Annotated in this window: 27 protein-coding genes; 12 read left to right on the top strand and 15 right to left on the bottom strand. The window is 72.4% G+C overall.

Annotated elements, in window-relative coordinates; translation table 11 throughout:
* Window positions 1–11 precede the first annotated feature (11 nt).
* Complete coding sequence (locus tag ACZ4AA_RS13780) at window positions 12–902, top strand: alpha/beta fold hydrolase (RefSeq protein ID WP_467600529.1); 891 nt, start codon at window positions 12–14, stop codon at window positions 900–902.
* A gap of 412 nt (window positions 903–1,314) precedes the next feature.
* Here the strand turns inward: ACZ4AA_RS13780 and ACZ4AA_RS13775 are convergent, their stop codons facing one another.
* The 3 genes from ACZ4AA_RS13775 to ACZ4AA_RS13765 all read right to left on the bottom strand — a co-directional run bounded on the left by ACZ4AA_RS13775 (window position 1,315) and on the right by ACZ4AA_RS13765 (window position 3,860).
* A complete protein-coding gene (locus ACZ4AA_RS13775) occupies window positions 1,315–1,578 on the bottom strand; it encodes a hypothetical protein (RefSeq protein ID WP_467600526.1) in 264 nt (87 codons plus the stop codon).
* Between the two features lie 445 nt (window positions 1,579–2,023).
* Window positions 2,024–2,917 (bottom strand): 2-hydroxy-3-oxopropionate reductase, encoded by an 894-nt coding sequence (locus tag ACZ4AA_RS13770; protein WP_467600523.1) that lies wholly within the window; start codon window positions 2,915–2,917, stop codon window positions 2,024–2,026.
* 103 nt (window positions 2,918–3,020) lie between these two features.
* Window positions 3,021–3,860 (bottom strand): TIM barrel protein, encoded by an 840-nt coding sequence (locus ACZ4AA_RS13765; protein WP_467600520.1) that lies wholly within the window; start codon window positions 3,858–3,860, stop codon window positions 3,021–3,023.
* 263 nt (window positions 3,861–4,123) lie between these two features.
* Here ACZ4AA_RS13765 and ACZ4AA_RS13760 point away from each other — a divergent pair, with 263 nt between their 5' ends.
* The 6 genes from ACZ4AA_RS13760 (at window position 4,124) to ACZ4AA_RS13735 (ending at window position 8,365) form a co-directional block, all read left to right on the top strand.
* On the top strand, window positions 4,124–4,384 hold the full coding sequence (locus ACZ4AA_RS13760; RefSeq protein ID WP_467600518.1) for a thiamine-binding protein: 261 nt from the start codon (window positions 4,124–4,126) through the stop codon (window positions 4,382–4,384).
* Window positions 4,381–4,749 (top strand): helix-turn-helix domain-containing protein, encoded by a 369-nt coding sequence (locus ACZ4AA_RS13755; protein ID WP_467600515.1) that lies wholly within the window; start codon window positions 4,381–4,383, stop codon window positions 4,747–4,749. The genes ACZ4AA_RS13760 and ACZ4AA_RS13755 overlap by 4 nt, the downstream gene beginning before the upstream one ends.
* Window positions 4,750–4,968: 219 nt before the next feature.
* Window positions 4,969–5,499, top strand: a complete 531-nt coding sequence (gene uraD / locus ACZ4AA_RS13750; protein WP_467600512.1) for a 2-oxo-4-hydroxy-4-carboxy-5-ureidoimidazoline decarboxylase — start codon at window positions 4,969–4,971, stop codon at window positions 5,497–5,499.
* Between the two features lie 50 nt (window positions 5,500–5,549).
* Window positions 5,550–5,957 (top strand): hydroxyisourate hydrolase, encoded by a 408-nt coding sequence (gene uraH, locus ACZ4AA_RS13745; RefSeq protein WP_467600509.1) that lies wholly within the window; start codon window positions 5,550–5,552, stop codon window positions 5,955–5,957.
* 5 nt (window positions 5,958–5,962) lie between these two features.
* The gene (gene pucL / locus ACZ4AA_RS13740) at window positions 5,963–6,895 is read left to right on the top strand and encodes a factor-independent urate hydroxylase (RefSeq protein ID WP_467600506.1); all 933 of its coding nucleotides are present in this window, start codon (window positions 5,963–5,965) and stop codon (window positions 6,893–6,895) included.
* 93 nt (window positions 6,896–6,988) lie between these two features.
* Complete coding sequence (locus ACZ4AA_RS13735) at window positions 6,989–8,365, top strand: 8-oxoguanine deaminase (RefSeq protein ID WP_467600503.1); 1,377 nt, start codon at window positions 6,989–6,991, stop codon at window positions 8,363–8,365.
* A gap of 161 nt (window positions 8,366–8,526) precedes the next feature.
* On the opposite strand, the gene ACZ4AA_RS13730 is transcribed toward ACZ4AA_RS13735, so the two are convergent.
* Both ACZ4AA_RS13730 and ACZ4AA_RS13725 read right to left on the bottom strand, forming a co-directional pair.
* Complete coding sequence (locus tag ACZ4AA_RS13730) at window positions 8,527–9,342, bottom strand: chitosanase (protein ID WP_467600500.1); 816 nt, start codon at window positions 9,340–9,342, stop codon at window positions 8,527–8,529.
* 102 nt (window positions 9,343–9,444) lie between these two features.
* The gene (locus ACZ4AA_RS13725) at window positions 9,445–10,992 is read right to left on the bottom strand and encodes an MFS transporter (RefSeq protein ID WP_467600497.1); all 1,548 of its coding nucleotides are present in this window, start codon (window positions 10,990–10,992) and stop codon (window positions 9,445–9,447) included.
* Window positions 10,993–11,114: 122 nt separating this feature from the next.
* Here ACZ4AA_RS13725 and ACZ4AA_RS13720 point away from each other — a divergent pair, with 122 nt between their 5' ends.
* Complete coding sequence (locus ACZ4AA_RS13720; protein WP_467600494.1) at window positions 11,115–11,516, top strand: winged helix-turn-helix transcriptional regulator; 402 nt, start codon at window positions 11,115–11,117, stop codon at window positions 11,514–11,516.
* Between the two features lie 31 nt (window positions 11,517–11,547).
* On the opposite strand, the gene ACZ4AA_RS13715 is transcribed toward ACZ4AA_RS13720, so the two are convergent.
* The 4 genes from ACZ4AA_RS13715 to ACZ4AA_RS13700 all read right to left on the bottom strand — a co-directional run bounded on the left by ACZ4AA_RS13715 (window position 11,548) and on the right by ACZ4AA_RS13700 (window position 14,718).
* A complete protein-coding gene (locus tag ACZ4AA_RS13715) occupies window positions 11,548–11,970 on the bottom strand; it encodes an acyl-CoA thioesterase (RefSeq protein ID WP_467601355.1) in 423 nt (140 codons plus the stop codon).
* A 77-nt stretch (window positions 11,971–12,047) separates the two neighbouring features.
* Window positions 12,048–12,683 carry a hypothetical protein gene (locus tag ACZ4AA_RS13710; RefSeq protein WP_467600491.1) on the bottom strand — a complete coding sequence of 212 codons (636 nt, stop codon included), beginning with the start codon at window positions 12,681–12,683 and terminating at the stop codon, window positions 12,048–12,050.
* A 55-nt stretch (window positions 12,684–12,738) separates the two neighbouring features.
* Window positions 12,739–13,398, bottom strand: coding sequence for a histidine phosphatase family protein (locus ACZ4AA_RS13705; RefSeq protein ID WP_467600488.1), 660 nt, complete (start codon window positions 13,396–13,398; stop codon window positions 12,739–12,741).
* 102 nt (window positions 13,399–13,500) lie between these two features.
* Window positions 13,501–14,718 carry a pyridoxal phosphate-dependent aminotransferase gene (locus ACZ4AA_RS13700; protein ID WP_467600485.1) on the bottom strand — a complete coding sequence of 406 codons (1,218 nt, stop codon included), beginning with the start codon at window positions 14,716–14,718 and terminating at the stop codon, window positions 13,501–13,503.
* Between the two features lie 85 nt (window positions 14,719–14,803).
* Here ACZ4AA_RS13700 and ACZ4AA_RS13695 point away from each other — a divergent pair, with 85 nt between their 5' ends.
* Entirely contained in the window at window positions 14,804–15,442 is a 639-nt protein-coding gene (locus tag ACZ4AA_RS13695; RefSeq protein WP_467600482.1) for a winged helix-turn-helix transcriptional regulator, read from the top strand.
* Between the two features lie 114 nt (window positions 15,443–15,556).
* Here the strand turns inward: ACZ4AA_RS13695 and ACZ4AA_RS13690 are convergent, their stop codons facing one another.
* From ACZ4AA_RS13690 to ACZ4AA_RS13680, 3 genes are read right to left on the bottom strand one after another with little or no spacing between them, the layout of a single operon-like run.
* Window positions 15,557–16,399, bottom strand: a complete 843-nt coding sequence (locus ACZ4AA_RS13690; protein WP_467600479.1) for a hypothetical protein — start codon at window positions 16,397–16,399, stop codon at window positions 15,557–15,559.
* Window positions 16,399–17,661, bottom strand: coding sequence for a VWA domain-containing protein (locus ACZ4AA_RS13685; RefSeq protein WP_467600476.1), 1,263 nt, complete (start codon window positions 17,659–17,661; stop codon window positions 16,399–16,401). Before ACZ4AA_RS13685 ends, ACZ4AA_RS13690 begins: the two co-directional genes overlap by 1 nt.
* A 54-nt stretch (window positions 17,662–17,715) precedes the next feature.
* Entirely contained in the window at window positions 17,716–19,227 is a 1,512-nt protein-coding gene (locus tag ACZ4AA_RS13680) for an IucA/IucC family protein (RefSeq protein WP_467600473.1), read from the bottom strand.
* An 84-nt stretch (window positions 19,228–19,311) separates the two neighbouring features.
* On the opposite strand from ACZ4AA_RS13680, the gene ACZ4AA_RS13675 reads away from it, so the two are divergent.
* Entirely contained in the window at window positions 19,312–20,850 is a 1,539-nt protein-coding gene (locus tag ACZ4AA_RS13675; protein ID WP_467601351.1) for an IucA/IucC family protein, read from the top strand.
* Window positions 20,851–20,904: 54 nt separating this feature from the next.
* Here ACZ4AA_RS13675 and ACZ4AA_RS13670 read toward each other — a convergent pair whose 3' ends face one another.
* The 3 genes from ACZ4AA_RS13670 to ACZ4AA_RS13660 form a co-directional block, all read right to left on the bottom strand.
* Entirely contained in the window at window positions 20,905–22,023 is a 1,119-nt protein-coding gene (locus ACZ4AA_RS13670; RefSeq protein WP_467600471.1) for an NADH:flavin oxidoreductase, read from the bottom strand.
* Window positions 22,024–22,130: 107 nt separating this feature from the next.
* Window positions 22,131–23,717 carry a DHA2 family efflux MFS transporter permease subunit gene (locus tag ACZ4AA_RS13665; protein ID WP_467600468.1) on the bottom strand — a complete coding sequence of 529 codons (1,587 nt, stop codon included), beginning with the start codon at window positions 23,715–23,717 and terminating at the stop codon, window positions 22,131–22,133.
* A 30-nt stretch (window positions 23,718–23,747) separates the two neighbouring features.
* The gene (locus tag ACZ4AA_RS13660) at window positions 23,748–24,347 is read right to left on the bottom strand and encodes an NADPH-dependent FMN reductase (protein ID WP_467600465.1); all 600 of its coding nucleotides are present in this window, start codon (window positions 24,345–24,347) and stop codon (window positions 23,748–23,750) included.
* A gap of 117 nt (window positions 24,348–24,464) precedes the next feature.
* Here ACZ4AA_RS13660 and ACZ4AA_RS13655 point away from each other — a divergent pair, with 117 nt between their 5' ends.
* On the top strand, window positions 24,465–25,202 hold the full coding sequence (locus ACZ4AA_RS13655; RefSeq protein ID WP_467600462.1) for a TetR/AcrR family transcriptional regulator: 738 nt from the start codon (window positions 24,465–24,467) through the stop codon (window positions 25,200–25,202).
* Window positions 25,203–25,332: 130 nt separating this feature from the next.
* The gene (locus ACZ4AA_RS13650) at window positions 25,333–26,196 is read left to right on the top strand and encodes a hypothetical protein (protein ID WP_467600459.1); all 864 of its coding nucleotides are present in this window, start codon (window positions 25,333–25,335) and stop codon (window positions 26,194–26,196) included.
* The last annotated feature ends 168 nt before the right edge of the window (window positions 26,197–26,364 follow it).

Raw genomic sequence — 26,364 nt, 5'->3', positions numbered from 1 at the left:
ATGCTCGCCCCATGCGGATGACCGTGCCCACGCCCCTCGGCGACATCGCCGTACGCTGCCTCGCCCCGGTCCCCGGAACCCGGCCCGAGGGCGCCCCCGCGCTGCTGCTCCTGCACGCCAACCCCGGGGACGGCCGCGACTTCGACGCCGTGCTGCCCGCCCTCGCCGACCGGTACCGCACGTTCGTCGTGGACTGGCCCGGGTACGGCGGCTCGACCGCGCCGGACCCCGGGCGGGTCACCCCCGAGGGCCTGGTGGGGGTCGCGGAGCGGGTGATCGACGCCCTGGCCGAGGAACAGGGCGTCCGGGAGCTCGCCGTGCTCGGCAACAGTGTCGGCGGCTATGTCGCCTGTGCTCTCGCCGAGGGCACCCGGGCCGCGGCGCTCACCTCGCTCGTCCTGGTCGACCCGGCCGGCTTCACCCGGCACACCGCGCTCACCCGCTGGTTCTGCCGCGAGGTGATGGGCCGCCCCGCCCGTGCCCGTCGGCTCGTCGTGCCGCTGGCCCGCGCCTATCTCGGCCGGCTGGGCACACCGAGCGCACGGGAGACGTACGCCCGGGTGCGTGAACTGCCGCACGACGAGCGGAGACTGGCGGTCCACTGCGCGCTGTGGCGCGGTCTGGCCGACCCTGGCTTCGGCCTCGCGGACCCGGGCGCCCTCGGCCTGCCGATCCTGCTCCTGTGGGGCAGCCGTGACCCGGTCGTCCCCGCGTTCCTCGACGGCAGGCGGGCCCGGCGCGAGCTCCCCACGGGGACGTCGAGCGTCCGGCTGCCCACCGCCCACGAGCCGTACAACGAACGCCCGGGTCTCTTCCTCCGGCATGTCCTGCCGTTCCTGGAGAACCCGCGGGAGGTCACCGCACGAAGCGTCAGGCCCCCCAGCCGCCCGCGCAGCCGGTGAATCCGTCGCCCTCGCCATGGGTCTGTCCCGGGGACGGGCTGGAGGTCCGTAGCGTGACCGGCGGGCCGGGAACCACCGTGCCCCGCGGACGCAGCCCGATCGCGGCGGCCTTCACGGCCGCGCGGGGCCCGTCACGCAGCAGCGCGACGGTCGAAGGCCCAGGCCCGACCGCCGCGCTCCCGCTCATGGTGCTTCCCCCGTACCCCCCGTTCGGGACCCGCCGCCCCCGTGCCGGCGGGCCCCGTGTGCCGAGGATGTGCCTCATCGGGCGGGAGGTGAAGCCCCTGGGGCAGTGTTCAGAGGTTGATTTGAGGATTCCGTAGGCGTTCTACGTCCGCTTGTGTACGGACGGGCTCCGTTTGCCGTCCGTTTCCGGGCTCCCGACGTCCGGGGCCGCCCGTGCCCGCGGTCCTCATCCGTCCGTGTGTCCCGACTGGCCGGTGTGCTCGGACAGGCCCGGCCAGTCGTCGGGACCGCCGCCCTGCCACTCGATGATGTCGCTCTCCTCGACCTCGATCGCGTCGAGGTCGACCTCCGCCCGGCGCAGGATCTCGACCACGTCGTCCAGGTGGTACGCGATGCCGAGCACCCGGTCGCCCTCGGTGACCCGGCGCGACCCGTCCAGCCCCGGGGTGTGCACCACGATCCGGGGGAATTCCCTGCCGTCAGCCTCCATGGTCCAAGGCTGCTGGCCCTGGCCGGAATCCGCACCCGGAGCAGGGTGTGCGGCGGCGGAGCGCGGAATGGTGGCCGTCCGACGGCGCGAGGCTGGGCGCGACAGTACGTTCGCGCCGCCGGACGGGGTCTTTCGGGTGGGGACGGGACCGCGGCGGCCGCGACGGACCGGAGTCACCCTTCCCTCACGTCGGGAAGGGGCACCGGATCCTTCACCACCGCACCGGCTCGCGCGCCGCCGCGGTCCCCACCCTGCCCGCACCGTGTCCTGAAACGGCCACCCCTCGTCCGGGCCGTCCGTGACGCGGTCCGGGAGCTCATCTCTCCGAACGCGGATCCGGGTCGTGGTGACGCCTGGGCGCGACAGGACTGTCGGCGCCACCACGACCCGGACGTTCGAGGTGCCCGGACCCGGGGCCTGTGCGGCCCGGGTCCCGGCCGTCGGTTCAGACGGGGGCGCCGGAGAGGCGCTCGACCGCGCGCAGCAGCGCGGAGTGGTCGAGGCCGCCGTCTCCCTGAGCACGCAGACCGGCCACGAGCTGGGCGACCAGGGCGCCCACCGGCAGCGCCGCGCCGACGGCGCGGGCCGCGTCCGTGACGATGCCCATGTCCTTGTGGTGCAGGTCGACCCGGAAGCCCGGCGTGAAGTCGCGGTTCAGGAAGTTGTCCCTCTTGCGGGCCAGCACGGTGGAACCCGCGAGGCCGCCGCCGAGGACGTCGAGCGCGGCCTTGAGGTTCACGCCGGAACGCTCCAGGAAGACCACCGCCTCGGCGCACGCCTGGATGTTCACGGCGACGATCAGCTGGTTGGCCGCCTTCACGGTCTGGCCCGAGCCGTGCGGACCGCACAGCACGATGGTCCTGCCGAGCGCCTCGAAGATCGGCTCCGCCTCGTCGAAGGCGTCCCGCTCACCGCCGACCATGATCGACAGTACGGCCTCGACCGCTCCGGCCTCGCCGCCGGACACCGGGGCGTCCAGCACCCGGACGCCCTTGCCGGCTCCGGCCCGCGCGAGGTCCACCGAGGTCCCCGGGGTGATCGAGGACATGTCGATCAGCAGCGCGCCTGGCCGTACGTTCTCCAGGATGCCGTCGGGCCCGTACGCGACGGCCTCGACCTGCGGGGACGCGGGCACCATCGTGATCACCACGTCGGCGTCCCGTACGGCCTCGGCGACCGAACCGGCGGCGGTGCCGCCCGCGGCGGCCAGACGCTCCAGCTTGTCCCGCTCCAGCGTGTACCCGGTGACCTCGTACCCGGCCCTGATCAGGTTCTCCGCCATCGGCGAGCCCATGATGCCGAGGCCGATCCATGCCACCTTGGGGAGGTTGTCGCTCATGAGGGTGCCTCTCTGAGATCTCTGCTGCGTCATCGGGATGCCGGTCCGCGGGGTGGCGCTCACGGGGGTGCCGCTCACCGGGGTGTGGCTCACCGGGGGGCGTTCAGCGGGCGGCGCGCGCCGCGGCCGGCAGCCAGTCGAAGGCCTGGGCGCTCGGGCGGTCGCCCGGTTTGTACTCCAGGCCGACCCAGCCCTCGTAGCCGGCCTCGGTCAGCTGGTCGAGGAGCCTCTCCAGGGGGAGCGTCCCGGTGCCCGGTGCGCCCCGGCCGGGGCTGTCGGCGATCTGTACGTGCCCGGTCCGGCCGGCGTGGGCGGCGATCACCCCCGGCAGGTCCTCGCCGTTCATGGCGAGGTGGTAGAGGTCCATGAGGAACCGGGCGTTGCCGAGGCCGGTCGCCGCGTTCACCCGGTCGACGACGGAGACGGCGGCCGGGGCGCTCACCAGCGGATAGTCCGGCGACTCCCGCTCGTTGAGCGCCTCGACGAGGAGGACCGCGCCGATCCGGTCGGCGGCCCGTGCCGCGAGGACCAGGTTCTCCAGCGCGAGCGCGTCCTGCTCCTCCGGGTCCACGCCCTCGACCCGGTTGCCGTACGGGGCGTTGAGCGCCGTGCAGCCCAGGGACCCGGCGAAACCGACGGCCACCTCGATGTTCGCCCGGAACCGCGCGGACTCCTCCCCGGGAAGCGACAGGGCGCCCCGGTCGGGACCGGGCAGGCGGCCGGCGTAGAGGTTCAGCCCGGTCAGCCGGACGCCGGAGTCCTCGATCGCCCGCTTCAGGGCGTCGAGCTCGGACCGCTCGGGGGTGGGGGAGTCCACCCACGGCCACCACAGCTCGGCCGCGGTGAAGCCGGCCGCCGCGGCGGCCGCCGGACGCTCCAGGAGCGGGAGTTCCGTGAAGAGGATCGACAGGTTGACGTTGAAGCGCTGGTCCGCGAATCCCATGGGGTCGGCGCTCCCTTCCGTACTCGCGGCCGCGCTGCCGGCCGGGCCGATTGAGGGCTGTTCCTTGAAGGCTGTTCCCTGGGGGCTCTTCCGCTGGGGATCCTTCGATATTCCGTATTGCGGAAGTTCATTTCTGCCCAATGGAAGATTGCCGCTGGGGCGCGAGGGTTGTCAAGGGGGTCCCGGCGCAAAGCGGTGGCCGTGGCCCGCTCGGGCCGCAGGGGGCTTGCCGGGGGGTCCGCGGCGCGCAGTAGGTTGAGCCCGTGCGATTGAGAGTGGAGTTCACGACCGAGCCCTTCGATCTCGACGAGGCGCCACGGCACGCCCTGGTCGCCCGTGAGGTCATCGAGGCGGCCGAACTGGACGCCGTGGACGTCGGCCCGTTCGGCAACACCGCGGAAGGCGGCGCGGACGCCGTTCTCGCGGCCGTCGACGCGCTCCTGCGCCAGGTCCTGGAGGCGGGCGCCACCCGGGTCTCGCTCCAGCTGAACGTCCTGGGCGAGGCGGGGGAGGGCGGTAAGTGACCGGAATCGCGGACGATCCGTTCGCCGCGGCGGTCAAGCCGCTGGTCGACGCCATGGGCGGCGAGATGCTGCCGCCCGAACTGGCCGGTGTCGACGACGTCGTGCTGTCCTGGGAGGGCGCGGACGTCGTCGCCGTGCGGCTGCCCCAGCTCGCCGACTCGCTCGACCACATCCTGGCCGCCCTGGAGCGCAAGCGCGGCAAACCGCTCGCGGAGCTCGACCGCAAGGCCAAGCAGGAGATCGTACGGATGCTGGAGGCCCGCGGCGCCTTCTCGGTGCGGCACGGGGTGGAGACCGTCGCGAGCGCGCTCGGCGTGAGCCGCTTCACCGTCTACAACTACCTGAACCGTGAGAAGGGCGCCTGACCGGCGACGACGTGCCTTCGGGTGGAAGGGTTCCAGCGGTCGCCGTCCCTCTGTCGTCCCCGAGTCGCCCCCCCGCCGTCCCTCGCCGTCCGCGGTGGGTGGGCGGCGGTTTCCGTAACCTCTCGTAACCCGGAGTTTTCAACAAAGTGTTGACGTGGTCTCGCCGAGGGCGTTAGCTGTGCGCAGCCCGTCCAGCACCAGGCCACGGAGGCGCTTCCCATGACGTCGAGTACGGCATCAGACGGCCTCGCCCGCTTCAACGCCCTCCAGGGGCCGGCGGCCCTCGCCGTCCTCCACGAGGTGTGCGCCTCCCGCGTCTGGGCCGAGCGGCTGCTCGCCGCCCGCCCGTACGCGACCGCCGACGACCTGTACGCCGAGAGCGACGCCGCCACGGCGGACCTCACCACCGCCGACCTGACGGAGGCGATGGCGGGGCACCCGCCCATCGGACGGCCGAAACCCGGCGACCCGGCCTCCTCGCGCGAACAGCGCGGGATGGCCGGCGCGTCCGCGGAGCTCAGGGCGGAGATGCTCGAACTGAACCTGGCCTACCAGGAGAAGTTCGGCCATGTCTTCCTCGTCTGCGCCACCGGCCGGACCGGCGAGCAGATGCGCGACGCGGTCAGGGAGCGGACCGGCAACACCGCCGAGCGGGAGCGCGAGATCGTCCGCGTCGAACTGGGGAAGATCAACCGTATCCGGCTCGGCACTCTCGTGCGGGACGAGTCGCCCGGCGCACCGGGCGGCTGACGGTCACCCGTACAGGAAGTGCCCGGCAGCCCCGTACAGGAAGAAGAGACATGAGCACCGACACCACGGCCTCCGTGTCCACCCACATCCTGGACACCAGCGTGGGCCGCCCCGCCCGGGGTGTCGCCGTCCGGCTCGCCGTCCGCGCCGGGCGCGCGGGCGACTGGCGGGCGCTCGGCGGTTCCGCGACCGACGCGGACGGCCGGTGCACGGACCTTCCGGCGCTGCCGGAGGGCGCGACCCACGTACGGCTCGACTTCGAGGTCGAGCGGTACTTCGAGCAGGATCCGGCGACACCGACACAGCGAGCCGATGCGCAGCAGGACGCCCCCGCGAACCGGGACAGCGATGCGTTCTTCCCCGAGGTGAGAGTCACCTTCGCCGTCGGGCCGGGCGAGCACTACCACGTACCGCTGCTGCTCAACCCGTTCGGCTACTCCGTTTACCGAGGGAGCTAGCAGACATGACCGAACCTTCCCGCAAGGGCCGCCCGGTTCTCCTGGGCCAGAACCAGTACGGCAAGGCCGAGAACCGCGTCGTGAGGATCACCCGCGACGGCGCCACGCATCACATCAAGGACCTGAACGTGTCCGTCGCGCTGAGCGGTGACATGGAGGAGGTCCACCTCTCCGGCTCCAACGCCAACGTCCTGCCGACCGACACCACCAAGAACACGGTGTACGCCTTCGCCAAGGAACACGGCATCGAGTCCGCCGAGCGGTTCGGCATCCACCTCGCCCGGCACTTCGTGACCAGCCAGGAGCCGATCAGGCGGGCCCGAATCCGGATCGAGGAGTACGCCTGGGAGCGCATCAGGGTCCCGGACGCCGGCACGGACGAGCCGGGGCACTCCTTCGTCCGCAAGGGCCAGGAGACCCGCGTCACCCAGATCACCTACGACGGCGAGGCGTGGGAGGTCGTCTCGGGCCTGAAGGACCTCGTCGTGATGAACTCGACGGACTCCGAGTTCTGGGGCTTCGTCAAGGACAGATACACGACGCTGCCCGAGGCCCACGACCGCATCCTGGCCACCCAGGTCTCCAGCCGCTGGCGCTTCAACTGGACCGGCGACGAACAGCGGATGCCCGACTGGGACACGTCCTACGGCGAGGTAAGGAAGCACCTGCTCCAGGCCTTCGCCGACACCTACTCCCTCTCCCTCCAGCAGACCCTCTACGAGATGGGCGCGCGGATCATCGACCACCGCGACGAGATCGACGAGGTCCGCTTCTCGCTCCCGAACAAGCACCACTTCCTGGTCGAGCTGACACCGTTCGGCCTGGAGAACGACAACGAGGTCTACCTCGCGGCCGACCGCCCGTACGGACTCATCGAGGCCACCGTCCTGCGCGAGGGCCGCGAGCCGCGCATCCCCGTGGACCTGACCAACCTCTAGGTCGTGTCCGCCCCAGAACCGCCACGACGAACCCGGTCGTCACCCCCTCGACCGCCGGGTCCGTCCGCCGACCCGGAAGAACGAGGAACCGCAGTGGCAGTCCAGCGCATCGTCATCGAGAACTGCGCCATCGCGACCGTGGACACGGATGACACCGAGTACGCCTCGGGCCACATCGTCGTCGCCGACAACCTGATCGAGTCCGTGGGCGCGGGAGCGGCCCCCGCCGGCCTGGAGAACGTGGTCCGCCGCGTCGACGGCACCGGACATCTGGCCACGCCCGGTCTGGTCAACACCCACCACCACTTCTACCAGTGGATCACCCGGGGCCTCGCCACGGACCACAACCTCTTCGACTGGCTCGTCGCCCTCTACCCGACCTGGGCGCGCATCGACGAGCCGATGGTCCACGCGGCCGCGCAGGGCTCCCTCGCCATGATGGCCCGAGGCGGTGTCACCACCGCCATGGACCACCACTACGTCTTCCCGCGGGGCTCGGGGGACCTGTCCGGCGCGATCATCCGGGCCGCCCGCGAGACCGGTGTCCGCCTCACCCTCGCCCGCGGCTCCATGGACCGTGGCGAGAAGGACGGCGGACTGCCGCCGGACTTCGCCGTCGAGACCCTCGAAGGGGCGCTCGCCGCCACCGAGGCGACCGTCGACGAGCACCACGACGCCTCCTTCGACAGCATGACCCAGATCGCCGTCGCCCCCTGCTCACCCTTCTCCGTCTCCACCGAACTCATGAGACAGGGAGCCGAGTTGGCCCGCCGCAAGGGGGTGCGGCTGCACACGCACGGTTCGGAGACCGTGGAGGAGGAGCAGTTCTGCAAGGAACTGTTCGGCATGGGCCCGACCGACTACTTCGAGTCGACCGGCTGGCTCGGCGAGGACGTGTGGATGGCGCACTGCGTCCACATGAACGACTCCGACATCGCCGCCTTCGCCCGCACGAGGACGGGGGTCGCCCATTGCCCCTCCTCCAACGCCCGGCTGGCCGCGGGCATCGCCCGGGTCCCCGACATGCTCGCGGCGGGCGTCCCGGTCGGCCTCGGTGTCGACGGCACCGCGTCGAACGAGTCCGGCGAACTCCACACCGAGCTGCGCAACGCCCTGCTCATCAACCGGCTCGGCGCCCACCGCGAGGCGGCACTGAACGCCCGTCAGGCACTGCGCCTCGGCACCTACGGAGGAGCCCAAGTCCTGGGCCGGGCAGGCCAGATCGGCTCGCTGGAAGCCGGCAAGCTCGCCGACCTCGTGCTGTGGCGCCTGGACACCCTGGCGCACGCCTCGATCGCCGACCCGGTGACGGCGCTGGTCCTCGGCGCCGCCGCCCCGGTCACCCTCTCGCTCGTGAACGGCCGCCCGGTCGTCGAGGACGGTCACCTGCTGCACGTGGACGAGGACGCGATCGCCCGCTCCACCCGGGACGAGGCGCGGCGGCTCGCCCGGATCGCCGGACGGGCCTGACCGCCGCAGAGCTCCGGCCGAGGGGGACGGCCCTCGGCCGGTGGCCGTGGACCCCGGCGGGGTCCACGGCGGCCGTCACCGGGGCGCGCACGGAGGTGTGCGCCCCGGGACGGTCACCGCCGCGCGGACACCGGGTCCGTGTGACGGCCGCGCCGTGCCTGTCAGCCGATGTGATAGCTGTCGCCGTAGACCTTCCAGTCCAGCGGTGTGTTCAGGTTCAGGTTCCGGTTGCGTACGAAGACCCGTTGCTCGGTGTCGACGCGGGTGGTGTCGGAGTGGGCCTCCTCCTGCTTCATGGCCCACACCCGGGCGTCGAGGAAGGCGTTCAGATACGTCACCTCGTCGCCGCCCTGGGCCGGCGGCTTGGCCTTCGCCAGGGCGCGCCTGCGGATACTGCCGAAGCTGGTGCTGTCGTCACCGTTGCCGTGCATCACGATGGCGTCGTAGTACGTGAACTGGCCCAGCGCGCCGATGCCGTCGGTCTTGCCCTGCTGGACGGCGGGGTTGAAGTAGACGCGGTCCCGTTCGTCGTTCTGGGCCTGCTGGAACGCCGTGTCCTGGGCGGCCCGGCGCCAGTCGGCCGGGAAGCCGGGGTCCAGGCCGTCGTGGGAGTCGCCGCCGTTCACCTCGCGCAGGGCCGGCAGGTACTTGGCCAGGACGTTGCCGGGCTTGCGCCGGTTGTACAGCTCGACGAGGTCGAGCATGTCGCCGGTGCCCGAACAGAAGCCGATGATCCCGGCGGTGTAGCCGCGTCCGTCGCCGATGTCCTCGATGTACTTGTACTGCGCCTTCCAGTCCAGCGAGGAGTTCTCCGCGCTGGAGACGAGCTTCATGGCGATCTCCTTCTTCGCCGGGTCGTCCAGGCCGACCGGGGAGGCGGTCGCGGTCTGGGTGGCGATCAGGGGACCTGCCACCAGTGAAGCGCCGATCAGGGTGAGCAGGGTGCGCCGCGAAGGGCGTATGTGGGGGGTGTGCACGGTACCTCCGATGGGGAGCGGTGCTGCCGCGTACTGTTAGGAAAGTTTCCTACCAGAGTTCGGAGGTGACGTATACCCGTCAGGGGAAAGGGAGTTGACGCCTTACCTGTTTTCGATCGGTTCGGGTGCGGCCATCCGCTCGGGGTCCGTCACCCGCTCGGGAGCCGCTGTCCCGCCGGGAGCCGCTGTCGCTCCGGGATCCGCCGTCCCGTCGGGAGCCGACGGGACCGGTCGGGGCCGCAGCAGCGTGGCGGCCAGGACCAGGGCCGTGGCCGTGAGCGCCGTGGCGACCGTGAACGCGAGCCGGTATCCGTCCGCCGTCGCCGCCACGGTGTGCTCGCCCGCGGCGGTCAACGCTCCGGCACGGCTCGCCGCCAGGGTCGTCAGCGCCGCGAGTCCCAGCGAACCGCCCACCACCTGTGTGGTGTTGAACAGTCCCGAGGCCAGACCGGCGTCCTCCGCCCGGGCGCCCGACATGGCCAGACCCGTCACCGCGGGCATCGCGGCCGCGAACCCGGCGGAGAGCAGCAGGAGCGCGGGCAGCACGTCGGTGACGTAGGCACCCGCGGTCGGGGCGCGGCCGAGCAGGGCCAGACCCGTCGTGACGAGGGCGAGCCCGGCGAGCAGGACGCGGTACGGGCCGAAGCGGGCGACCGTGCGCGCCGACAGGGTCAGCATCAGCACGCCGATGGTGAGCGGCGCGGGCAGGAACGCCGTACCGGTGAGCAACTCGCTGAAGCCGAGCACGCGTTGGAGGTAGAGCGCGCCGATGTACTGGAAGCCGTACATTCCGGCGATCATCAGGATCTGTACGCCGTTCGCGCTCGTCAGGGTCCGTGAGCGGAACAGCCGCAGCCGCAGCAGGGGGCGGGCGGCCCGCGCCTGGCGGACCGTGAAGCCGGCGAGCAGGGCGAGCGCGAGCGCGCCGAGGGCGAGTGTGCCGCCGGGGCTTCGCGTTCCGGCCCCGACGATCGCGTACACCATGACCATCAGCGCGCCGGTGACCAGGACCGCGCCGGGATGGTCCGCGCCCGCGCCGAGCCCGGCGCCCCTGTCCGGGGCGAGGATCCGCAGCGCGGCGACCAGGGCCAGTACGCCGATCGGCAGGTTGATCAGAAAGATCCAGTGCCAGCCGAGGGTCTGGGTCAGCGCGCCGCCCAGGAAGGTGCCGAGGGCCCCGCCCGCCGCGCCGACCGCGCTGAACACCGCGATGGCGCGGCCCTGTTCGCGGGGCTCGGGGAAGAGCGCCACCAGCATGCCGAGGACCACGGCCGAGGTCATGGCCCCGCCGACGCCCTGGAGGGCGCGGGCCGCGATCAGCGTGGCCTGTCCGCCGGCGACACCGCACAGCACGGACGCCGCGGTGAACACGACGAGCCCGGCCGTGAACATCCGCCTGCGGCCCAGCAGATCGCCGAGCCGGCCCATGAGCAGCAACAGCCCCCCGAACGGGATGAGATAGGCGTTCACGACCCAGGCGAGGCCCGGGGAGGAGAAGCCGAGGTCGCTCTGGACGGCGGGCATGGCGACGGTGACGATGTTCCCGTCCAGGACGGTCATCAGGGTTCCCGCGCACAGCACCGCCAGTGAGGCCCACCGCGAGCGGGTTCCTCGTTCCGGCGATCCGGCCGGTCCGGTCCGGGACAGCATGACGGTAGACCTCCGCGTTCTCCGCGGACCGCTGGGGTTCCACGGGTGACTCCCTTGGTGCACGACTTGTAACGGGGTACATCGTCAGTGACCATGGGAGACCGGCATAAGGAGGCACTTCCATGTCCCAGGGGAACACCGGTGTTACCTCGCAGGCAGTGCTCGCGCAGGCGTGCCCGGTCCGCGAGGTTCTTGACAGGGTCGCCGGGAAGTGGAGCGTGCTGATCATCGTGGCCGCCGCGCACGGCCCGATCCGCTTCACCGAACTGGAGCGCAGCATCGAGGGGATCAGCCGCCGCATGCTGACCCTGACCCTGCGCAACCTGGAGCGCGACGGTCTCGTCACACGCACCGTGCATGCGACGGTGCCGCCGAAGGTCGAGTACGAACTCACTCCGGTGGCCCGTGAGTTGCATGCGACCCTGCTGTCCCTGACCGACTGGGCCGAGCGGCATCGCGTCACGATCGCCGAGTCCCGCGCGGCCTACGACGCCGAGCACCGGCCGGAGTCGGTGGACGCGTAGGCCCCTACGGAGGCGACCTTGACCCGGCGGGTCAGAGGCCCAGCGGACCCGCGTCGGTGGCCAGCGACTTGAAGGCGTCCCGTGCCCCGGGCAGCAGGCGGCGCTCGGTGAGGTCCATCAGGCCGCCGACCGCCGTGATCTCGGCGGACACCGTGCCGTCGGTCCTGCGGATGGTCTGCTCGATGCGGAAGCTCTTGCCCTCGCCCCAGAGGAAGGCGCACGTCACCTCGACCTCGTCACCGGCCCGCAGTTCGCGGCGGTAGCGGATGGTCGTCTCCAGCGCGACCGGGCCCACCCCGCGGGCCAGCAGCGCCGCCTGACTGATCCCGGCCGCCCGCAGGAGCGACCAGCGGGCGTGCTCGGCGTACTGGAGGTACACGCTCTGGTTGAGATGGCCCTGCACATCGGTCTCGTATCCGCGCACGGTCACGGGGACGAAGAACGGCTCTGCCACGACTTTCCCTTCGACGACGGCGACTGCTTCCACGACCGGGGCTCTTTCCACGGCTTCGGCGCTCGGGGTCACACCGCTCACGTCCGCCGGGGCGAGGCCAGAACGTACCGGATGCCCGTGCGCGGCTGCGTGTGCTCGCCGACCTGCCAGCCGGCCTTCTCCAGCGTGGCCGCGCAGGCCCGCAGCGCCGCGGGGTCCGGTTCGTGCACGGCGACAGCCTCCGGCTGCGGTGTCGCCCGTATGCGGTATCCGCCGCCCTCGGCCGCGGCGGGCCGGTGCCCCTGCGCCTCCAGCGCGAGCGCGGCGGCCTGCACCAGATGCGTACGCTCCCACGCGCAGGGGAGACCGGTCGCGCCGTCCGGACGGGTCATCCGGCGCAGCTCCAGGAGCCCCTGCCAGGCGCTGTGCACCTCTCTGCGCCGCCCGGGTCCGGCCATCGCCGCCTCCTCGCCGCCGACCCGCGCCGAGAACACCCCGGAGGCCGCGGGAGCGGACACCTCGGCGGCCCCGGCCGGCTCGGGAGACGCGGGGTCCTCGCGGAGCCGGTGCCCGGCAGGCGTCAGGAAGTGGTCGCGCGGGGGACGCGGATGACGGAAGGCGAGCCCCCGCGCCACCAGTGCGGCGAGCTGTGCCTCCGTGCCCCTCAGCCGCCCGGTCACGGGGTCGGCCGCGTCGACGACGCGCCGCTGCGCGGCGGTCGGCGGTCGTGTCACGGCACGCTCCCTCCACCACCCGGTGATGCCACGGCGCTCCGGGTCCGGCCGCGGCTCAGTGTTCCTCCGCCCCCTCTCCCGCCGGCGGGGCCGGGGAGAAGGCGTCATGGGAACAGTACGCGTCGGGTCTGACATTCCAGCCGGCCACCACATGGCGGCGGTGCTCCGTGCTCAGCCGGCTCATCGTCCCGGTGCCGAGCTGGAAGAGGGCACCGGACTGGGCCGTCAGACCGAGCCGCCGCGCGGTCAGCACCCGCAGGAAGTGGCCGTGCGAGACGACGACCACGCTGCCCTCCGACTCGGCGAGCGCCGCGTCGATCCGGGCCAGCGCCCGCTCCGCGCGCGCCCCGACCTGCTCCGGGCTCTCCCCGGGGTGTTCGGGCGGCCCGGCCGCGACCCCGTCGGTGAACAGGAACCAGTCGGGCCGCTCCCGGTGGATCTCGACGGTCGTGACCCCCTCGTACCCGCCGTAGTCCCACTCGCACAGGTCCGCGTCCACCCGGGCGTGGCCGATCCCGGCCAGCTCGGCCGTCTCCCGCGCCCGGCGCAGCGGGCTGACGAACGCCGCCGCGATGTGGTGCCGGGCGATCAGCGGACGCAGCCGCCGCGCCTGCTCACGGCCGTTGTCGGTCAGCGGGACATCCGTCGACCCCGTGTGCCGCCCGGACATCGACCATTCGGTCTCACCGTGCCGTACGAGGAGCAGGTCACCCATCGCCGCGCCCTTCCGTCCCTGTGCCGGCTGCCGTCCCTCGTACGGTGCCACCGGGCGGGCGCGGCCGCAGCACCGGATCGCCCGGTCGGCCCACCCGGGGCCTCAGTCCCGCTCCTGCCGGTACCCGCTCAGGAACCGTCCGATCCGGCTGATCGCCGCGTCCAGGTCGTCGGCGTGCGGGAGGGTGAGGATGCGGAAGTGGTCGGGGCGCGGCCAGTTGAAGCCGGTGCCCTGGACGACCTGGATCTTCTCGCGCAGCAGCAGGTCGAGGACGAACTTCTCGTCGTCGTGGATCGGGTGCACGGCGGGGTCGATGCGCGGGAACGCGTACAGCGCGCCCTTGGGTTTGACGCAGGAGACGCCCGGGATCTCGTTCAGCTTCTCCCAGGCGCGGTCGCGCTGCTCCCGGAGCCGGCCGCCGGGCGCGGTCAGCTCGTGGATCGACTGGCGGCCGCCGAGCGCGGCCTGGATGGCGTACTGCGCCGGGGCGTTGGCGCACAGCCGCATGGAGGCCAGCATCGTCAGCCCCTCCAGGTAGTTGCGCGCGTGCTGCCGGGGCCCGGTGACGACCAGCCAGCCGGAGCGGAAGCCGGCCACGCGGTAGGTCTTGGACAGGCCGCAGAACGTGAGGACCACCAGGTCGGGGGCGAGGGCCGCGGCCGAGTGGTGCACGGCGTCGTCGTAGAGGATCTGGTCGTAGATCTCGTCGGCGAACACCATCAGGCCGTGCCGGCGGGCGAGATCGAGGATGCCCTCGACGATCTCCTTCGGATAGACCGCGCCCGTAGGGTTGTTGGGGTTGATGATGACGACCGCGCGGGTGCGGTCGGTGATCTTCGACGCCATGTCCTCCAGGTCCGGGTACCACTCGGACTGTTCGTCGCAGAGGTAGTGCACGGCCTTGCCGCCGGAAAGGGTGACGACCGCCGTCCAGAGCGGGAAGTCCGGCGCCGGGATGAGGACTTCGTCGCCGTCCTCGACCAGTGCCTGTACCGCCATGGAGACCAGCTCCGAGACGCCGTTGCCGAGGAAGACGTCGTCCACGCCGACGTCCAGACCCCGGTCCTGGTAGCGCTGGGCCACGGCCCGGCGGGCGGACAGGACACCGCGCGAATCGGTGTAGCCGTGCGCCCGGGGCAGCATCCGGATCATGTCCTGGAGGATCTCCTCCGGGGCCTCGAAGCCGAACAGGGCCGGGTTTCCGGTGTTCAGGCGCAGCACGCTGTGGCCCGCCGCCTCCAGTGCGTCGGCGTGCTCGATCACCGGGCCGCGGATCTCGTAACAGACCTCACTGAGCTTGCTCGACTGCCGGAACTCCATGCGCTGTGCCCCTCCGGTTGTGGTGTTGCTTGGTTTTACCAAGTAGGAGCTTGGAAAGTCCAACAAGATAGCTAGACTGCCTCGCATGCCACCGCGCCGAAGCTACGACCAGTACTGTTCCGCCGCCCGCGCCCTCGACGTCGTCGGGGACCGGTGGACCCTCCTGATCGTCCGTGAACTGCTCGGCGGACCGCGCCGCTACACCGATCTGCACGCCGATCTGCCGGGGGTCAGCACCGACGTCCTCGCCTCCCGGCTCAAGGACATGGAACGCGACGGCCTGACCACCCGCCGACGTCTGCCGCCTCCGGGCGCGGCCTATGTGTACGAACTCAGCGACCGCGGGCGCGCGTTGCTGCCCGTCCTGCACGCCCTCGGGGAGTGGGGCGGGTCCGCGCTGGGCGAGCGGCGGCCCACCGACGCCGTACGGGCCCACTGGTTCGCGCTGCCGCTGCTGCGCGCCCTCGGCACCGCGGGGGCCGGCGAGGGGCTGGTCGAAGTACGCCTGGACGAAGGCCTGTTCCATGTGTGGCTGGGAGCCGGGGAAGGGCCGCTCTACGGGGACGGGCCCGCCCCGCGCGAGCCGGACGCCCGGATGGCGCCGGACGCGCGGACGTGCGAGGCCCTGAACCGGGGCACGTCGACGCTGCTGGACGCCCTGCGCGAAGGCGGCGTCGCCGTGACGGGCGACGGACCCCTCGCCAAGGCACTCCGCGAGGCGTGAAGAGGCTCGGGAGGAGACTGTGACGCGATCCGGTCCGGGACCGTCACGCGTCCCCGGCAAGCCGGAGGCCCGCGCCGCTCTCCTCCGGGGAGCGGCGCGGGCCTCGGTCTGCGGTCAGGCGCCCGGCGGAATCCGGGACGGGCGTCCGCGGCCCCGCGTCAGCGAGTGGCCCCAGATGCCGGCGAGGGCCGCAAGGACGCCGCCGATCGCGGTCCACACCCAGCGGTCGGACCACCAGCCCGAACCGTCGGGCCGGAGCGAGGACAGCACCGCCGTCTTGGACCCACCGTCGCCGGAGGTGTCGTCGGACTGCGCGGACGTCACGGCGATGCCCGGGACCAGCGGCTTGGCGAGCGAGCCGTCGACCGCGGCCGAACCGCCGATGTCCTTGGAGTCCACCTGGAGTTCGGTGCTCATCGGCAGACCCAGATCGGCCGCCCCGAGACCGGTGGCGGTCAGCCGGACGTAGTAGGTGCCCGGCAGCGGGTCGTCGGCCCACGGCTCCGACCAGGCGCGCACGGTGCGCAGGGTGCAGGACAGCTCCACGGAGGACGCGTCCGCCCCCGCGGTCCGGCTCTGCGCCCCGTACTGGCAGGCCTGACGGCGCCGCAGCCCGTCGTACACGTCGATCTGCCAGGTCTCCGTGCCGGAGCGCTTGGACGCCTCGGGCAGCTTCACCGTCGCCTTCACGGTGGGCCGCTGCCCCGCGTCCGCGGCGAACTGCCAGTACAGGTAGTCGCCCGTGGAGGCGCCGGCGGTGGCCTGCACCCCCTGCTCGATCTCGGTCGCCGTACGGAACGACGTACCGGCCTCGGTGGGCGCGGAGTCGTCACCCGACGGGCTCGCGGACGGCGAGGCGTCGGCGAGCGCCGGGGAGGCGGCCGCACCGAGCAGCGCGGGCGCCGCCACGACCCCCGCGAGGAGGGCGGCGGTGCTCAGTACACATCGGATACGCATCAGTTGGTCCTCCAGACCGAGAACCGCCAGCGAGAGATCCAGCCCCACAGCAGACCCGCGAGGAAGCCGGTCAGCACCAGGGCGCCGAGCAGCCACCAGCCGCGTCCGAGGCCGAAGGAGGCCACGTCGGACGCCTGGTCGGGACCGGCGACGACGTCGACCGTCAGCTCCAGCGGCAGACCGGGCGTGGTCTTCACGCCGGGCGCGGCCGAGAAGGAGCTGGACACCTGGAGGCACACGACCTCGGCCGGCGCGTTGTCGTCGTCGCTGGCGGCCTTCGGGTAGCGCAGACCCGTCGAGACGACGTCCGTACGGCCGTTCCCGGCCGACTCGCCGCGTACGATCTCGCGGCCGTGCACGGTGACGGCACGCAGCAGCACCCCGTAGTCGGGGTTGACCTGACGGTCGGCCGCGATGCTCACCGAGGCGCGCAGCTCCTTGCCGGGCGCGACCTCCACCCGGTACCAGCGGTGCTGGGAGAACTCCTCGCGGTCGGTGAAGATGCCCGACTTGACGGCGGGCGCACCGGTGCACGAGTCGGCACCCTTCACGGCCACCGGCTTGACCACGGGATCGGCGGCGCGGTCCACCAACTGGTTGACCCGGTCGCTGAGCTGTTCCTTGTGCTCCACCGAGGTGTACGTGCCACCCGTGGCCTCCGCGATGCAGCTCAGCTGCCTGCTGACCTTGACATCGGGGACCAGGCCCAGGGTGTCGATGGTCAGGTCGATGCCCTTGGCCGCGATCTCGCGGGCCACCTGGCACGGGTCGAGCGGCTGGCAGGTGTCCTCGCCGTCGCTGATCAGCACGATGCGACGGGTGCCCTCACCGCCCTGGAGGTCGTCCGCCGCCTTGAGCAGCGCGGGGCCTATCGGGGTCCAGCCGGTCGGATTGAGCGTCGCGACCGCGGTCTTGGCCTCGGTGCGGTCCAGCGTCCCCACCGGGTACAGCTGGGCCGTGTCCTTGCAGCCCGTCTTGCGGTCGTTCCCCCGGTAGTTGGCGCCGAGGGTGCGGATGCCGAGCTGTACCTCCTGCGGTGTCGCGTCGAGTACTTCGTTGAACGCCTGCTTCGCCGCGGACATCCGCGACTCGCCGTCGATGTCCCGGGCCCGCATCGAACCGCTGACGTCCAGCAGGAGTTCGACCTTGGGCGCGGTCGCCGTTGTTTCGTCGGCGACCGCCCCGGCCGGGAAGGCGATCCCGGCGGCCAGGGCGGCGAGCAGGGCGCAGACGCCCGTTGCCAGCCGTTGTCTTGTGATCATCGGCGGATCCTATTGATCAAAGGTGCCGCTCGTAAAAACGAGAGGTGTCCCGCGTCATGCCGAGCGGGGTCCGCCGAGCGGCCGAGGGAGCTGTGTCCACAGGTCACCGGGGGTCCCGGGCGAAAGGCGCATCAGTGTCAGCGCCTTGGCGGGGATCGGCTCGCCGAGGAGCGCGGGGAGGTCAGGCGTGCGCGGAAGGTCCGCCGCGACGCTCTCGAGTGCCGTGCGGAGCACGGCCGCCGAGCCCGCCGTGGCGCCGAGCGCGCCGCCGACGAGGGAACCGAAGAGTTTGCGGCGCAGGGCGGTCTCGTCGTCGGTCACGATCCGCCCCGACAACTCCGGCACGGGGATGCCGTGGAGGGCCAGCCGGGCCGGGCTCACCCGGATGTCGGCCAGGTCGCGGTAGACGAGCCGGACGGGGGAGTCCGCGCGGTCGAGGATCACCAGCAGGTTCTGTCCGTGTGCCTCCAGGGCCACCCCGAGGTCCAGCAGCCGCAGCCCCACGGTGAGCGCGAGACGGGTGAACGCGGCCAGCCAGGAGGGGTTTTCGGGCAGCCGGGTCAGCGGCAGGGCGGCCACCGGGACACAGCGCTCGCCCTCGTCCGCGTACTCGTCCGGCGACTCCCGCACCACCGCCGCGAGATCGGGGGAACCCGCGGTGGCCGCGCCGAGCGTGCGGGTGATGTGCAGCGGCGCGTCCAGGCGGGCCGCCATCGACTCCATGAACGCCGAGACGGTGTCCGCCGTACGCACCGAGTACACCGAGATGTCCCGCACCGACGATGTCAGCCGGGCGCTCAGCGCCGTCTTCACATGCGGCCCGTCCGGCACCGCCAGGGTGCGCAGGGACATCAACGGGCGCCCCGCGAAGCCCTCCTGGACCGGCGCGTCCAGCACATGGGCGACCTGCCAGGGATGCACCGGGATCAGCGTCTGTTCCCCGTCCCGCAGCCACTTCGGCCACTCACCCGTGACGAGTGCGTCGTCCACGGCCACCAGGTCCAGCCGGACCGACGTCCGGTGCTCGGGCCCGTACGCGAGCTGCTCGGCCACCGAGAATCCGGGCCTGGAACGGCAGTTGGGGTGATACGGATGTCCGTCCACGACCCGCTGCTCCCATGCCCAGCTCGCATCGCCCCGCCCGGGTACGGCGCCCGCCGTCCGGTCGGCCCGCGACAGCGCCAAGGAGGCTACGCTGTGCGCGAGTTCGGCCGAGAACGCATCACCGTGCGGCACGCCCAGCGCGCCGACGAGCGCCTCCGGACGGTCGTACACCCGCTCACCGAGCCGCACTTCGGCGACGCTGCCGGAGGTGTCGTACGGATCGGGGAGCGGTCCGCGCAGCGGGCGGCCGTCCGTCAGACGGAGCGTCATGCCCTCGCGGTCCGCGTCCCGGCGGGCGATCCACGGCAGCGGCTCGTACGCCAGCGCCCGCCACATCCGGGTGAGCACGGCGGCCCGGGCACCGGGCAGAGCCCGCGCGAAGGGCGCCGACAGCCCGGGGCGTACGACGCTCAGCTCCTCGGCGAACGCGGCCTCGGTGTCGGACGTGGAGGGACGGGACACGGGCGGGCTCCTTGCGTACGGGGACTGCGTCGTGGTCGTCCGCCGCGGCGGACATACTGATCACCAGTGCACCGTATGAAACGAATGGACCGGGTGGATCGCGTGGACTTCAAGCCGACCGGGTTCCCCCAGCTCACCGGTGGCGACATGGACGAGGCCGCCGACGCGTACGCCGCCGCGCCGTTGCTCAATTGTCTCCTTCGCGAGCTGGCGGAGCCCACCGGGCGGCCGGGCGTCCACCGGCTGCGCGCGAGCGGCCGGACGCTGCGCGTGCGGGGGACCCGGCGGCCCTACGCACCCGAGGCGCACGGCGACGGGGCCTGGCACCGGCTCACCCATCCGGAGCTGGTCGCCCTCGCCGCGGACGAACTGCGCCGGTTCACCGGCGTGGACAACACCGTCCTGCCGGGCGAGATGACCGACAGCCGGGACGTCGTCGCCGCCCTCCTGCGCGCCCGCGCCCGTACGACGCCTCCCGGGGACCCGTATCTGCGCTCCGAACAGGCCCTGATCATGGGGCACCCGTACCACCCGGCACCCAAGACCCGTGGTGGCGGGCCGGCCGGGCGGTGGCTGCCCTACGCCCCCGAGGCCCGCACCCGCTTCCCGCTGGAACTGCTCGCCGTGCGCGAGGACACCGTCGTCGAGGAGGGCGACACCAGCGCGCTCGACACCCTCGGCCGGGCCCCCGCCGGCTACCGGCTGCTGCCCGCCCACCCCTGGCAGCTGGCCCTGACCGGCGCGGCCCCGGCGATCCAGGAGGCCTTCGCGGACGGCCGGCTCCTGCGCCTGGGACGGACCGCGCGCCCGCTGTGGCCGACCGCCGCCGTCCGCACGCTCCACGCCCCCGAGGACGACCTGTTCCTCAAGTTCAGCCTCGACGTGCGCATCACCAACGACATCCGCCGGCTGTGGCGGCACGACCTGCTGAAGGCGCGGGCCACCGACGCGGCCACCGCCGCCGCCTTCGCCGCGCAGGAAGGGCCCGCCGCCTGGCTGAGCGACCGCGGCTGGCGCACCGCCGGCTTCGCCTTCGAGGAACTCGCCGTCCTGGTCCGTGACGGACTGCGCGGCCATCTCGTCCCCGGTGCCGTCCCGTTGCTCGCCGCCGCCCTGGTGGAGGGCTTCGACGGGAGTCCGCTCGACCGGCTCACCGACCCCGCCGCCTGGTGGGCGGCCTATCTGCGCCAGGTGGTGCCGCCGGTCCTCGGGGCGTTTGCCCGCCACGGAGTCGTCGTCGAGGCCCATCTCCAGAACACGCTCGTGGCCGTCGACGCGGACGGCCTGCCGGTCCAGGCGCTGTTCCGGGACGCGGAGGGCGTGAAACTGCTGTCCGGGGTCACCCGCGCGGCCGGCTGGGAGAGGCTCGTCTACTGCCTGGTCGTCAACCACCTCTCCGAGATGGCCGGCCTCCTCGCCGAGCGGTTCCCCGGCACCGACCCCTGGCCCGCCGTGCGAGGCGAACTCCGCCGCTGCGGGGCGGACTTCGGCCTCCCGGAGGCCGCCGCGCTGCTCGCCTCGTCCACGCTCCCGGGCAAGACCAATCTGCTGCTCCGCTGGACGGACGCGGACGGGGCCGACGCCCGCTATGTGCCGCTGCCCAATCCCCTGGCCGGGCCGTGACCCCGGACGTCGGGGCCCGTCCGCACGGCGGACGGGCCCCGACGTCCGGACGGCTCAGTCGAGGCTGCGGACGAGACCCACGTGGAAGGGCGTGAGTTCGTCGACGCGTCCGGCGAGGACCTTCTCCAGCCACTCCGGGTCCCCGAGCAGGGCCCGGCCGACCGCCACGAGGTCGAACTCGTCGCGCTCCATGCGGTCGAGCAGCGCGCCGATGTCGGTGACCGTGGCCCGCTCGCCCTGGAACACCTGGAGGAACTCGTTGCTCAGGCCCACCGAGCCCACGCTGACGGCGGGCTTTCCGGAGAGCTTCCTGGCCCAGCCCGCCAGGTTGAGTTCGGAACCCTCGAACTCCGGGAGGTGGAAGCGCCGGGTCGAGCAGTGGAAGGCGTCGGCGCCCGCGTCGGCCAGCAGGCCGAGCATCGTCTGGAGTTCCTGCGGGGTCTCGGCGACCCGCGCCCCGTAGTGGTTCAGCTTCCACTGCGAGAGGCGGAAGGAGATCGGGAAACCGGCGGAGACGCTCTCCCGGCAGGCGGCCACGATCTCGGCGGCGAACCGGGTACGGCCGACGATGTCGCCGCCGTAGGCGTCATCGCGCCGGTTGGTGTGGGCCCACAGGAACTGGTCGATCAGATAGCCGTGGGCGCCGTGGATCTCCACGCCGTCGAAGCCCAGCTCCTCGGCCGACGCCGCGGCCGTGGCGTAGGCGGCCACCACGTTGTCGATGTCCGCCTGGGTCATCTCCCGGCCCGACCGCGTGCCGTCCAGGGCGATGCCCGACGGGCCGATCCGCGGGGCGTCGGGGACCGGGGGACTGCCGGCGACCCGCTCCATGCCGACGTGCCACAGCTGCGGCATGATCCGGCCGCCCGCGGCGTGCACGGCCTCGGCCACCGCCGACCAGCCGGCGAGCGCCTCGGTGCCGTGGAAGTGCGGGACCCGGGCGCTGCTTCCCGCCGAGTCGTGGCCGACGTAGGTGCCCTCGGTGATGATCAGGCCCACGCCGCCGGCCGCCCGCCGGGCGTAGTAGCGGGCCACGTCCTCGCCCGGCACGCCGCCGGGTGAGAACTCGCGGGTCATCGGGGCCATCACGACCCGGTTGGGCAGGGTGAGGTTTCCCAGGGAGAACGGCCGGACCAGGATGTCCCTGACTCGGTCGACGGATTGCGTGGGCATCGGTGTTCGCCTTCGATAGGGGCCGACCGCACGGCGACGGGGGATTCGACCGTGCGGTCGGCGGCTTTTGGGGTGGGTGGGGGACGGGGGCGGCCCGGGGGCCGCGCTCAGTCCTCCAGCAGGGTCCGGACGGAGTCCTTGCCGGTTCCGACGCCGGTTCCGGTTCCGGCTCCGGGGATCGGTGTGACGTCGGCCGCCGGAGCCGCGCGGACGAACCACGCCGTGCCGAACGCGAGCGCGGACAGCACGGCCGCGCCGACCAGGACGCCGTGCAGACCGCTGCTGACGGCGTCCCGGACGGCCTCGCGCATGGCGCCCGGCATGTCCTTCAGCAGCGCCGGGGTCAGTCCGCCGCCCGCGGTCAGCCGCTCCTGGGTGCCGGAGCCGAGCCGCTGGGCCAGCACCTCGTTCATACGGCCGCTCTGCACGGCGCCGAGCACGGCGACCCCGAGGGAGCCTCCGATGGTGCGCACCAGGGTCACCGTGCCCGTGGCCGCGCCCATGTCCCGAGGGTCGGCGCCGCTCATCGTGGTGACCACGGTGCTCTGGAGCAGGGCCCCGACGCCCACACCGATGACCAGAGTGAGCGCGGAGGCCGCCACGACCGGGGTGCCCGTGCCGAGCAGGAGCAGCAGCAGCGCCCCCGCGAAGGTGAAGGCGCCCCCGGCGAGGGGCACGGCACGGCCCAGACCCCCGCCATCCATCAGCCTCCCGGTGACCAGCTGGGCCGTCAGCATGCCGAGCATCAGCGGGAGGATGAGCAGGCCGCTCGCCGTGGACGAGGCGCCCTGGACGAACTGCATGTACTGCGGAAGGTAGTTGACGACGGAGAAGAGGACGGCGCCGACCAGGAGACTGAGGATCTGGGCGAGGGTGAAGTTGCGTTCGGCGAACAGCCGGGGCGGCGTGATCGGGTCGTCCGTGCGCAGCTCCACCCGGACGAACCAGATCAGGCTCAGCACGACGGCCACGGCCAGCCCGGTGATCTGCCAGGACGTCCAGGCGTACGTGGTGCCCGCCCAGCCGGCCAGCAGGGTGAGGGAGAGGATGCCGGTGGTGAGCAGGGCCGTACCGAGGTAGTCGATCCGTCCCGTGACGCGGCCGGGGGGCAGCCGTACGCCCTTGGCGATGGCCAGCAGCGCGAGGAGGCCGATGGGCACGTTGACGTAGAACGCCCAGCGCCAGCTCACGCTGTCGGTGATGAATCCGCCGAGCAGGGGGCCGCCGACGAAGGCGACCGGCATCATGACGCCCACCACCGACTGGATGCGGCCGCGGTCCCCCGCGGGCACCACCACGCCGATGACGGAGAGCGCGCCGACCATCAGACCTCCCGCGCCCAGACCCTGGAGGCCGCGGAACGCGATGAGCTGACCCATGCTCTGCGCCAGGCCGCACAGCACGGTCCCGGCCAGGAAGAGCGCCACGGCGTTCATGCAGGCGCCCTTGCGGCCGTACAGGTCTCCGAGCTTGCCCCAGATGGGGGTGGAGGCGGCCATCGTGAGCAGATACGACGTCACCGACCAGGAGAAGTGGTCGAGCCCGCCGAGGTCGCCGACGATGGTGGGGAGCGCGGTGCTGACGATCTGTCCGTCGAGCGTCGCCAGGAAGATGCTGAGCATGAGTCCGAGCAGGCCCAGCCGGGGCAGACCTGGCCGGTCGGGCGCGGGAGTGTCGGTCGGGTGGTCGGTCATCACTGCCCCCAGGGCACGAGTGGCGGGACGTCAGACGGCGTACGGGCGGACGCGCCTGGCCTCGCGCAGCGACTGCCCCCACCAGGTGAGCTGGTCGAGCATCGCCTTGGCCGCGCCGTCGCATCCGGGGTCGGTCGGTGTGCCGTCGGGGCCGAAGACCGCGGCGTAGTTGTGGAAGCTGACGGTGTTGCGGATCGTGACCGCGTGCAGTTCCGCGAGCACGACACGGAGCTGTTCGACGGCGCGGAGGCCGCCGGCGAGACCGCCGTAGGAGACGAAGCCGACCGGTTTGGCGTGCCACTGCTCGTTGTGCCAGTCGATGGCGTTCTTCAGCGGTGCGGGGAAGCTGTGGTTGTACTCGGGTGTGACGATCACGAAGGCGTCGGCCCGCTCCAACCGCGGTGAGACGGCGCCCAGTTGAGCCACGACCTCGTCGGAGGGGGCCTGGCCGAACGCCGGGAAGACGGTGGGCACCGGCGTTTCGACGAGGTCGATCAGGTCGGCCTCCATGTCCTCGCGCTGGGCGATGTGTCCGGCGATCCAGTCCGCGACGACCGGACCGAACCGTCCGTCCCGGGTGCTGCCGATGATCACCGCGATCCGGAGGGTGTCGTCAGTCGCGTCGGCCATGGGGACTCCTCGGGGTGTGTACGCCGTATCGTTCACGTACAACGTACACAGCAAGGTGTACGTTGTCTACTTCTGATACGCTGTACACAGAACCGTCCGTCGAAAGGGACCGAAGCGATGGCCGCCCAGGAGAGACAGGCAGCGAACGAGGACAAGGACCACGTCTCCGTGTGGGAGCGCCTCGAACGCCCGGCGCCCGCCCCTCGCACCACCCTCACCCCCCAGCGGATCGCCAGGGCCGCCGTCGGCATCGCCGACGCGGAGGGACTCGACGCGGTCACCATGCGCCGCCTGGCCACCGAACTGGGCGTCGCGCCCATGGCCGCGTACCGCTACGTCACCGGCAAGGACGAACTCCTGGAGCTGATGGTCGATTTCGTGTACGCGGAGCTGGAACTGCCCGACGGCAAGGAGGGCTGGCGCGCGTGCATGCGGTCCGTCGCCCTGCGGACCAGGGAGGTGCTGCTGCGGCACTCCTGGGTGACGCGGGCGACCTGGTGCGCGCCGACCCCGAACCAACTGGCCGTGCCCGAGGCCGTCCTGGCGGCGCTCGACGGCCTCGGGCTCGACGCGGACACCGCCATGGCGGTCTACGGCACCCTCACCGCCTATGTGTACGGCGCGGTGGACGCCGAGGTCGGGCTGACCCAGATGCTGCGCGTCCGCGGCTGGTCCAACCGGGAGGAGGCCCGCGCGGGACTGTCCTCGCAGATGGCCTGGCTCATGAGCACCGGCCGTTTCCCGATGTACGCGCGCTACATCTCCGAGGCCCGGCGCAAGGACGATCAGCAGTGGCAGTTCGAGGCCGGTCTCGATTCCGTCCTCGACGGAATCGCGGCGCGCCTCTCGATCTGAGGACATCGCCAGGACAGCTCGGTGCGGAAAACCGTAGGCCCGCTACAGATGAATTACATGGAGCGGGTCAACGCTTGTCCCTTCAAGAATTCCGGAAATAGATTTGCCCCACTTCAGAACGGTGGGGGAAATGACGTACGGATTCGCGAACACCACAGGGACCACTTGGACGACGACCTCGGAACCGGCCGTGTGCGACGGCGCCGCGTGCCGGCGCCGGGAGGCCGGAGGGCGCGCCGGGGAGCCGGCCGTCGCCGGCTCCCGGCTCTGCCCGGCCTGCCGGCTCCGGCTCATCCGCGACCTGCAACGGCTGCCACGCCTGCACGACGAGTGCGGACACCTGCTCACCGGCGCCGACCGGCCGCGCGAGCGCACCTCGGGCGGCGGCACGGCCTCCGGGCTGCCCTTCAACACGGCCGCGGCCGAAGCCCGCTCGGGGATCGTGGGGACCCTGCGGTCCTGGGGCGCGCTGGTGGTCCAGGAGCGGCGCGTCGGCGCCCCTTCCGACACCCCGGCCGGCATCACCGACTTCCTGCTCCGGCACTCCGGCTGGCTCGTCGAGCACCGCGCGGCCGGTGAACTGTCCGACGAGGTCGCGCGGTGTGTGCGCCGGGCCGGCCAGGTCCTCGACCCCGCGCCGCGGCGCCGGGTCCCGGTCGGCGACTGCGTCGTACCGGACTGCGGCGGCGCACTGACCGCGGCGATCCGGCGCGGCGGCGCACACCCGGCGATCGAGGTCGGCTGCGACACCGAGCCGGCGCACCGCTGGTCCGGGCAGGAGTGGCTGCGGCGACGGCACGCCCGGTCCGGAACCGGCCGCACCGAGCCGGCCGTGCGCTGGCTGACCGCCCGGGACATCGCGGCGCTGTGGGGCACCGCGCCCGGCAGCGTCTACCGCCACGCCAGCCAGGCCCGCTGGCGCCGCCGCGCCGTCAACGGCCGTACCTACTACCACGAGCAGGACGTCCGCGCCTCGCTCGGCGCCCGCGCCTGACACGGAGCGGCGCCGACCGCGGCCGGCCGGCCGACCAGGGCTCCACCAGGGTGAACCACCCCTGGTGGAGCTCTTTTTTGTCGCGCCCGACCGCGCCCGGAAAAGCACGCTTGACAAATCCCTGACCCAAACGTGTCGTTGCACCGGGAAAAGGGTGTTGACATCCGC

The organism is Streptomyces sp. NPDC024698 (assembly GCF_055559015.1).
This window is presented reverse-complemented; position numbering and strand designations above follow the sequence as displayed.

What these genes read in the sequence shown, in the direction of transcription:
- ACZ4AA_RS13665 (WP_467600468.1), bottom strand. Translation starts at nt 23,717, where the DNA reads ATGACCGACCACCCGACCGACACTCCCGCGCCCGACCGGCCAGGTCTG.
- ACZ4AA_RS13695 (WP_467600482.1), top strand. Translation starts at nt 14,804, where the DNA reads ATGCCACCGCGCCGAAGCTACGACCAGTACTGTTCCGCCGCCCGCGCC.
- ACZ4AA_RS13650 (WP_467600459.1), top strand. Translation starts at nt 25,333, where the DNA reads ATGACGTACGGATTCGCGAACACCACAGGGACCACTTGGACGACGACC.
- ACZ4AA_RS13700 (WP_467600485.1), bottom strand. Translation starts at nt 14,718, where the DNA reads ATGGAGTTCCGGCAGTCGAGCAAGCTCAGTGAGGTCTGTTACGAGATC.
- ACZ4AA_RS13655 (WP_467600462.1), top strand. Translation starts at nt 24,465, where the DNA reads ATGGCCGCCCAGGAGAGACAGGCAGCGAACGAGGACAAGGACCACGTC.
- ACZ4AA_RS13765 (WP_467600520.1), bottom strand. Translation starts at nt 3,860, where the DNA reads ATGGGATTCGCGGACCAGCGCTTCAACGTCAACCTGTCGATCCTCTTC.
- uraD (WP_467600512.1), top strand. Translation starts at nt 4,969, where the DNA reads ATGACGTCGAGTACGGCATCAGACGGCCTCGCCCGCTTCAACGCCCTC.
- ACZ4AA_RS13685 (WP_467600476.1), bottom strand. Translation starts at nt 17,661, where the DNA reads ATGATCACAAGACAACGGCTGGCAACGGGCGTCTGCGCCCTGCTCGCC.
- ACZ4AA_RS13670 (WP_467600471.1), bottom strand. Translation starts at nt 22,023, where the DNA reads ATGCCCACGCAATCCGTCGACCGAGTCAGGGACATCCTGGTCCGGCCG.
- ACZ4AA_RS13780 (WP_467600529.1), top strand. Translation starts at nt 12, where the DNA reads ATGCGGATGACCGTGCCCACGCCCCTCGGCGACATCGCCGTACGCTGC.
- ACZ4AA_RS13770 (WP_467600523.1), bottom strand. Translation starts at nt 2,917, where the DNA reads ATGAGCGACAACCTCCCCAAGGTGGCATGGATCGGCCTCGGCATCATG.
- uraH (WP_467600509.1), top strand. Translation starts at nt 5,550, where the DNA reads ATGAGCACCGACACCACGGCCTCCGTGTCCACCCACATCCTGGACACC.
- ACZ4AA_RS13775 (WP_467600526.1), bottom strand. Translation starts at nt 1,578, where the DNA reads ATGGAGGCTGACGGCAGGGAATTCCCCCGGATCGTGGTGCACACCCCG.
- pucL (WP_467600506.1), top strand. Translation starts at nt 5,963, where the DNA reads ATGACCGAACCTTCCCGCAAGGGCCGCCCGGTTCTCCTGGGCCAGAAC.
- ACZ4AA_RS13675 (WP_467601351.1), top strand. Translation starts at nt 19,312, where the DNA reads ATGGACCGGGTGGATCGCGTGGACTTCAAGCCGACCGGGTTCCCCCAG.
- ACZ4AA_RS13720 (WP_467600494.1), top strand. Translation starts at nt 11,115, where the DNA reads ATGTCCCAGGGGAACACCGGTGTTACCTCGCAGGCAGTGCTCGCGCAG.
- ACZ4AA_RS13690 (WP_467600479.1), bottom strand. Translation starts at nt 16,399, where the DNA reads ATGCGTATCCGATGTGTACTGAGCACCGCCGCCCTCCTCGCGGGGGTC.
- ACZ4AA_RS13725 (WP_467600497.1), bottom strand. Translation starts at nt 10,992, where the DNA reads ATGCTGTCCCGGACCGGACCGGCCGGATCGCCGGAACGAGGAACCCGC.
- ACZ4AA_RS13660 (WP_467600465.1), bottom strand. Translation starts at nt 24,347, where the DNA reads ATGGCCGACGCGACTGACGACACCCTCCGGATCGCGGTGATCATCGGC.
- ACZ4AA_RS13705 (WP_467600488.1), bottom strand. Translation starts at nt 13,398, where the DNA reads ATGGGTGACCTGCTCCTCGTACGGCACGGTGAGACCGAATGGTCGATG.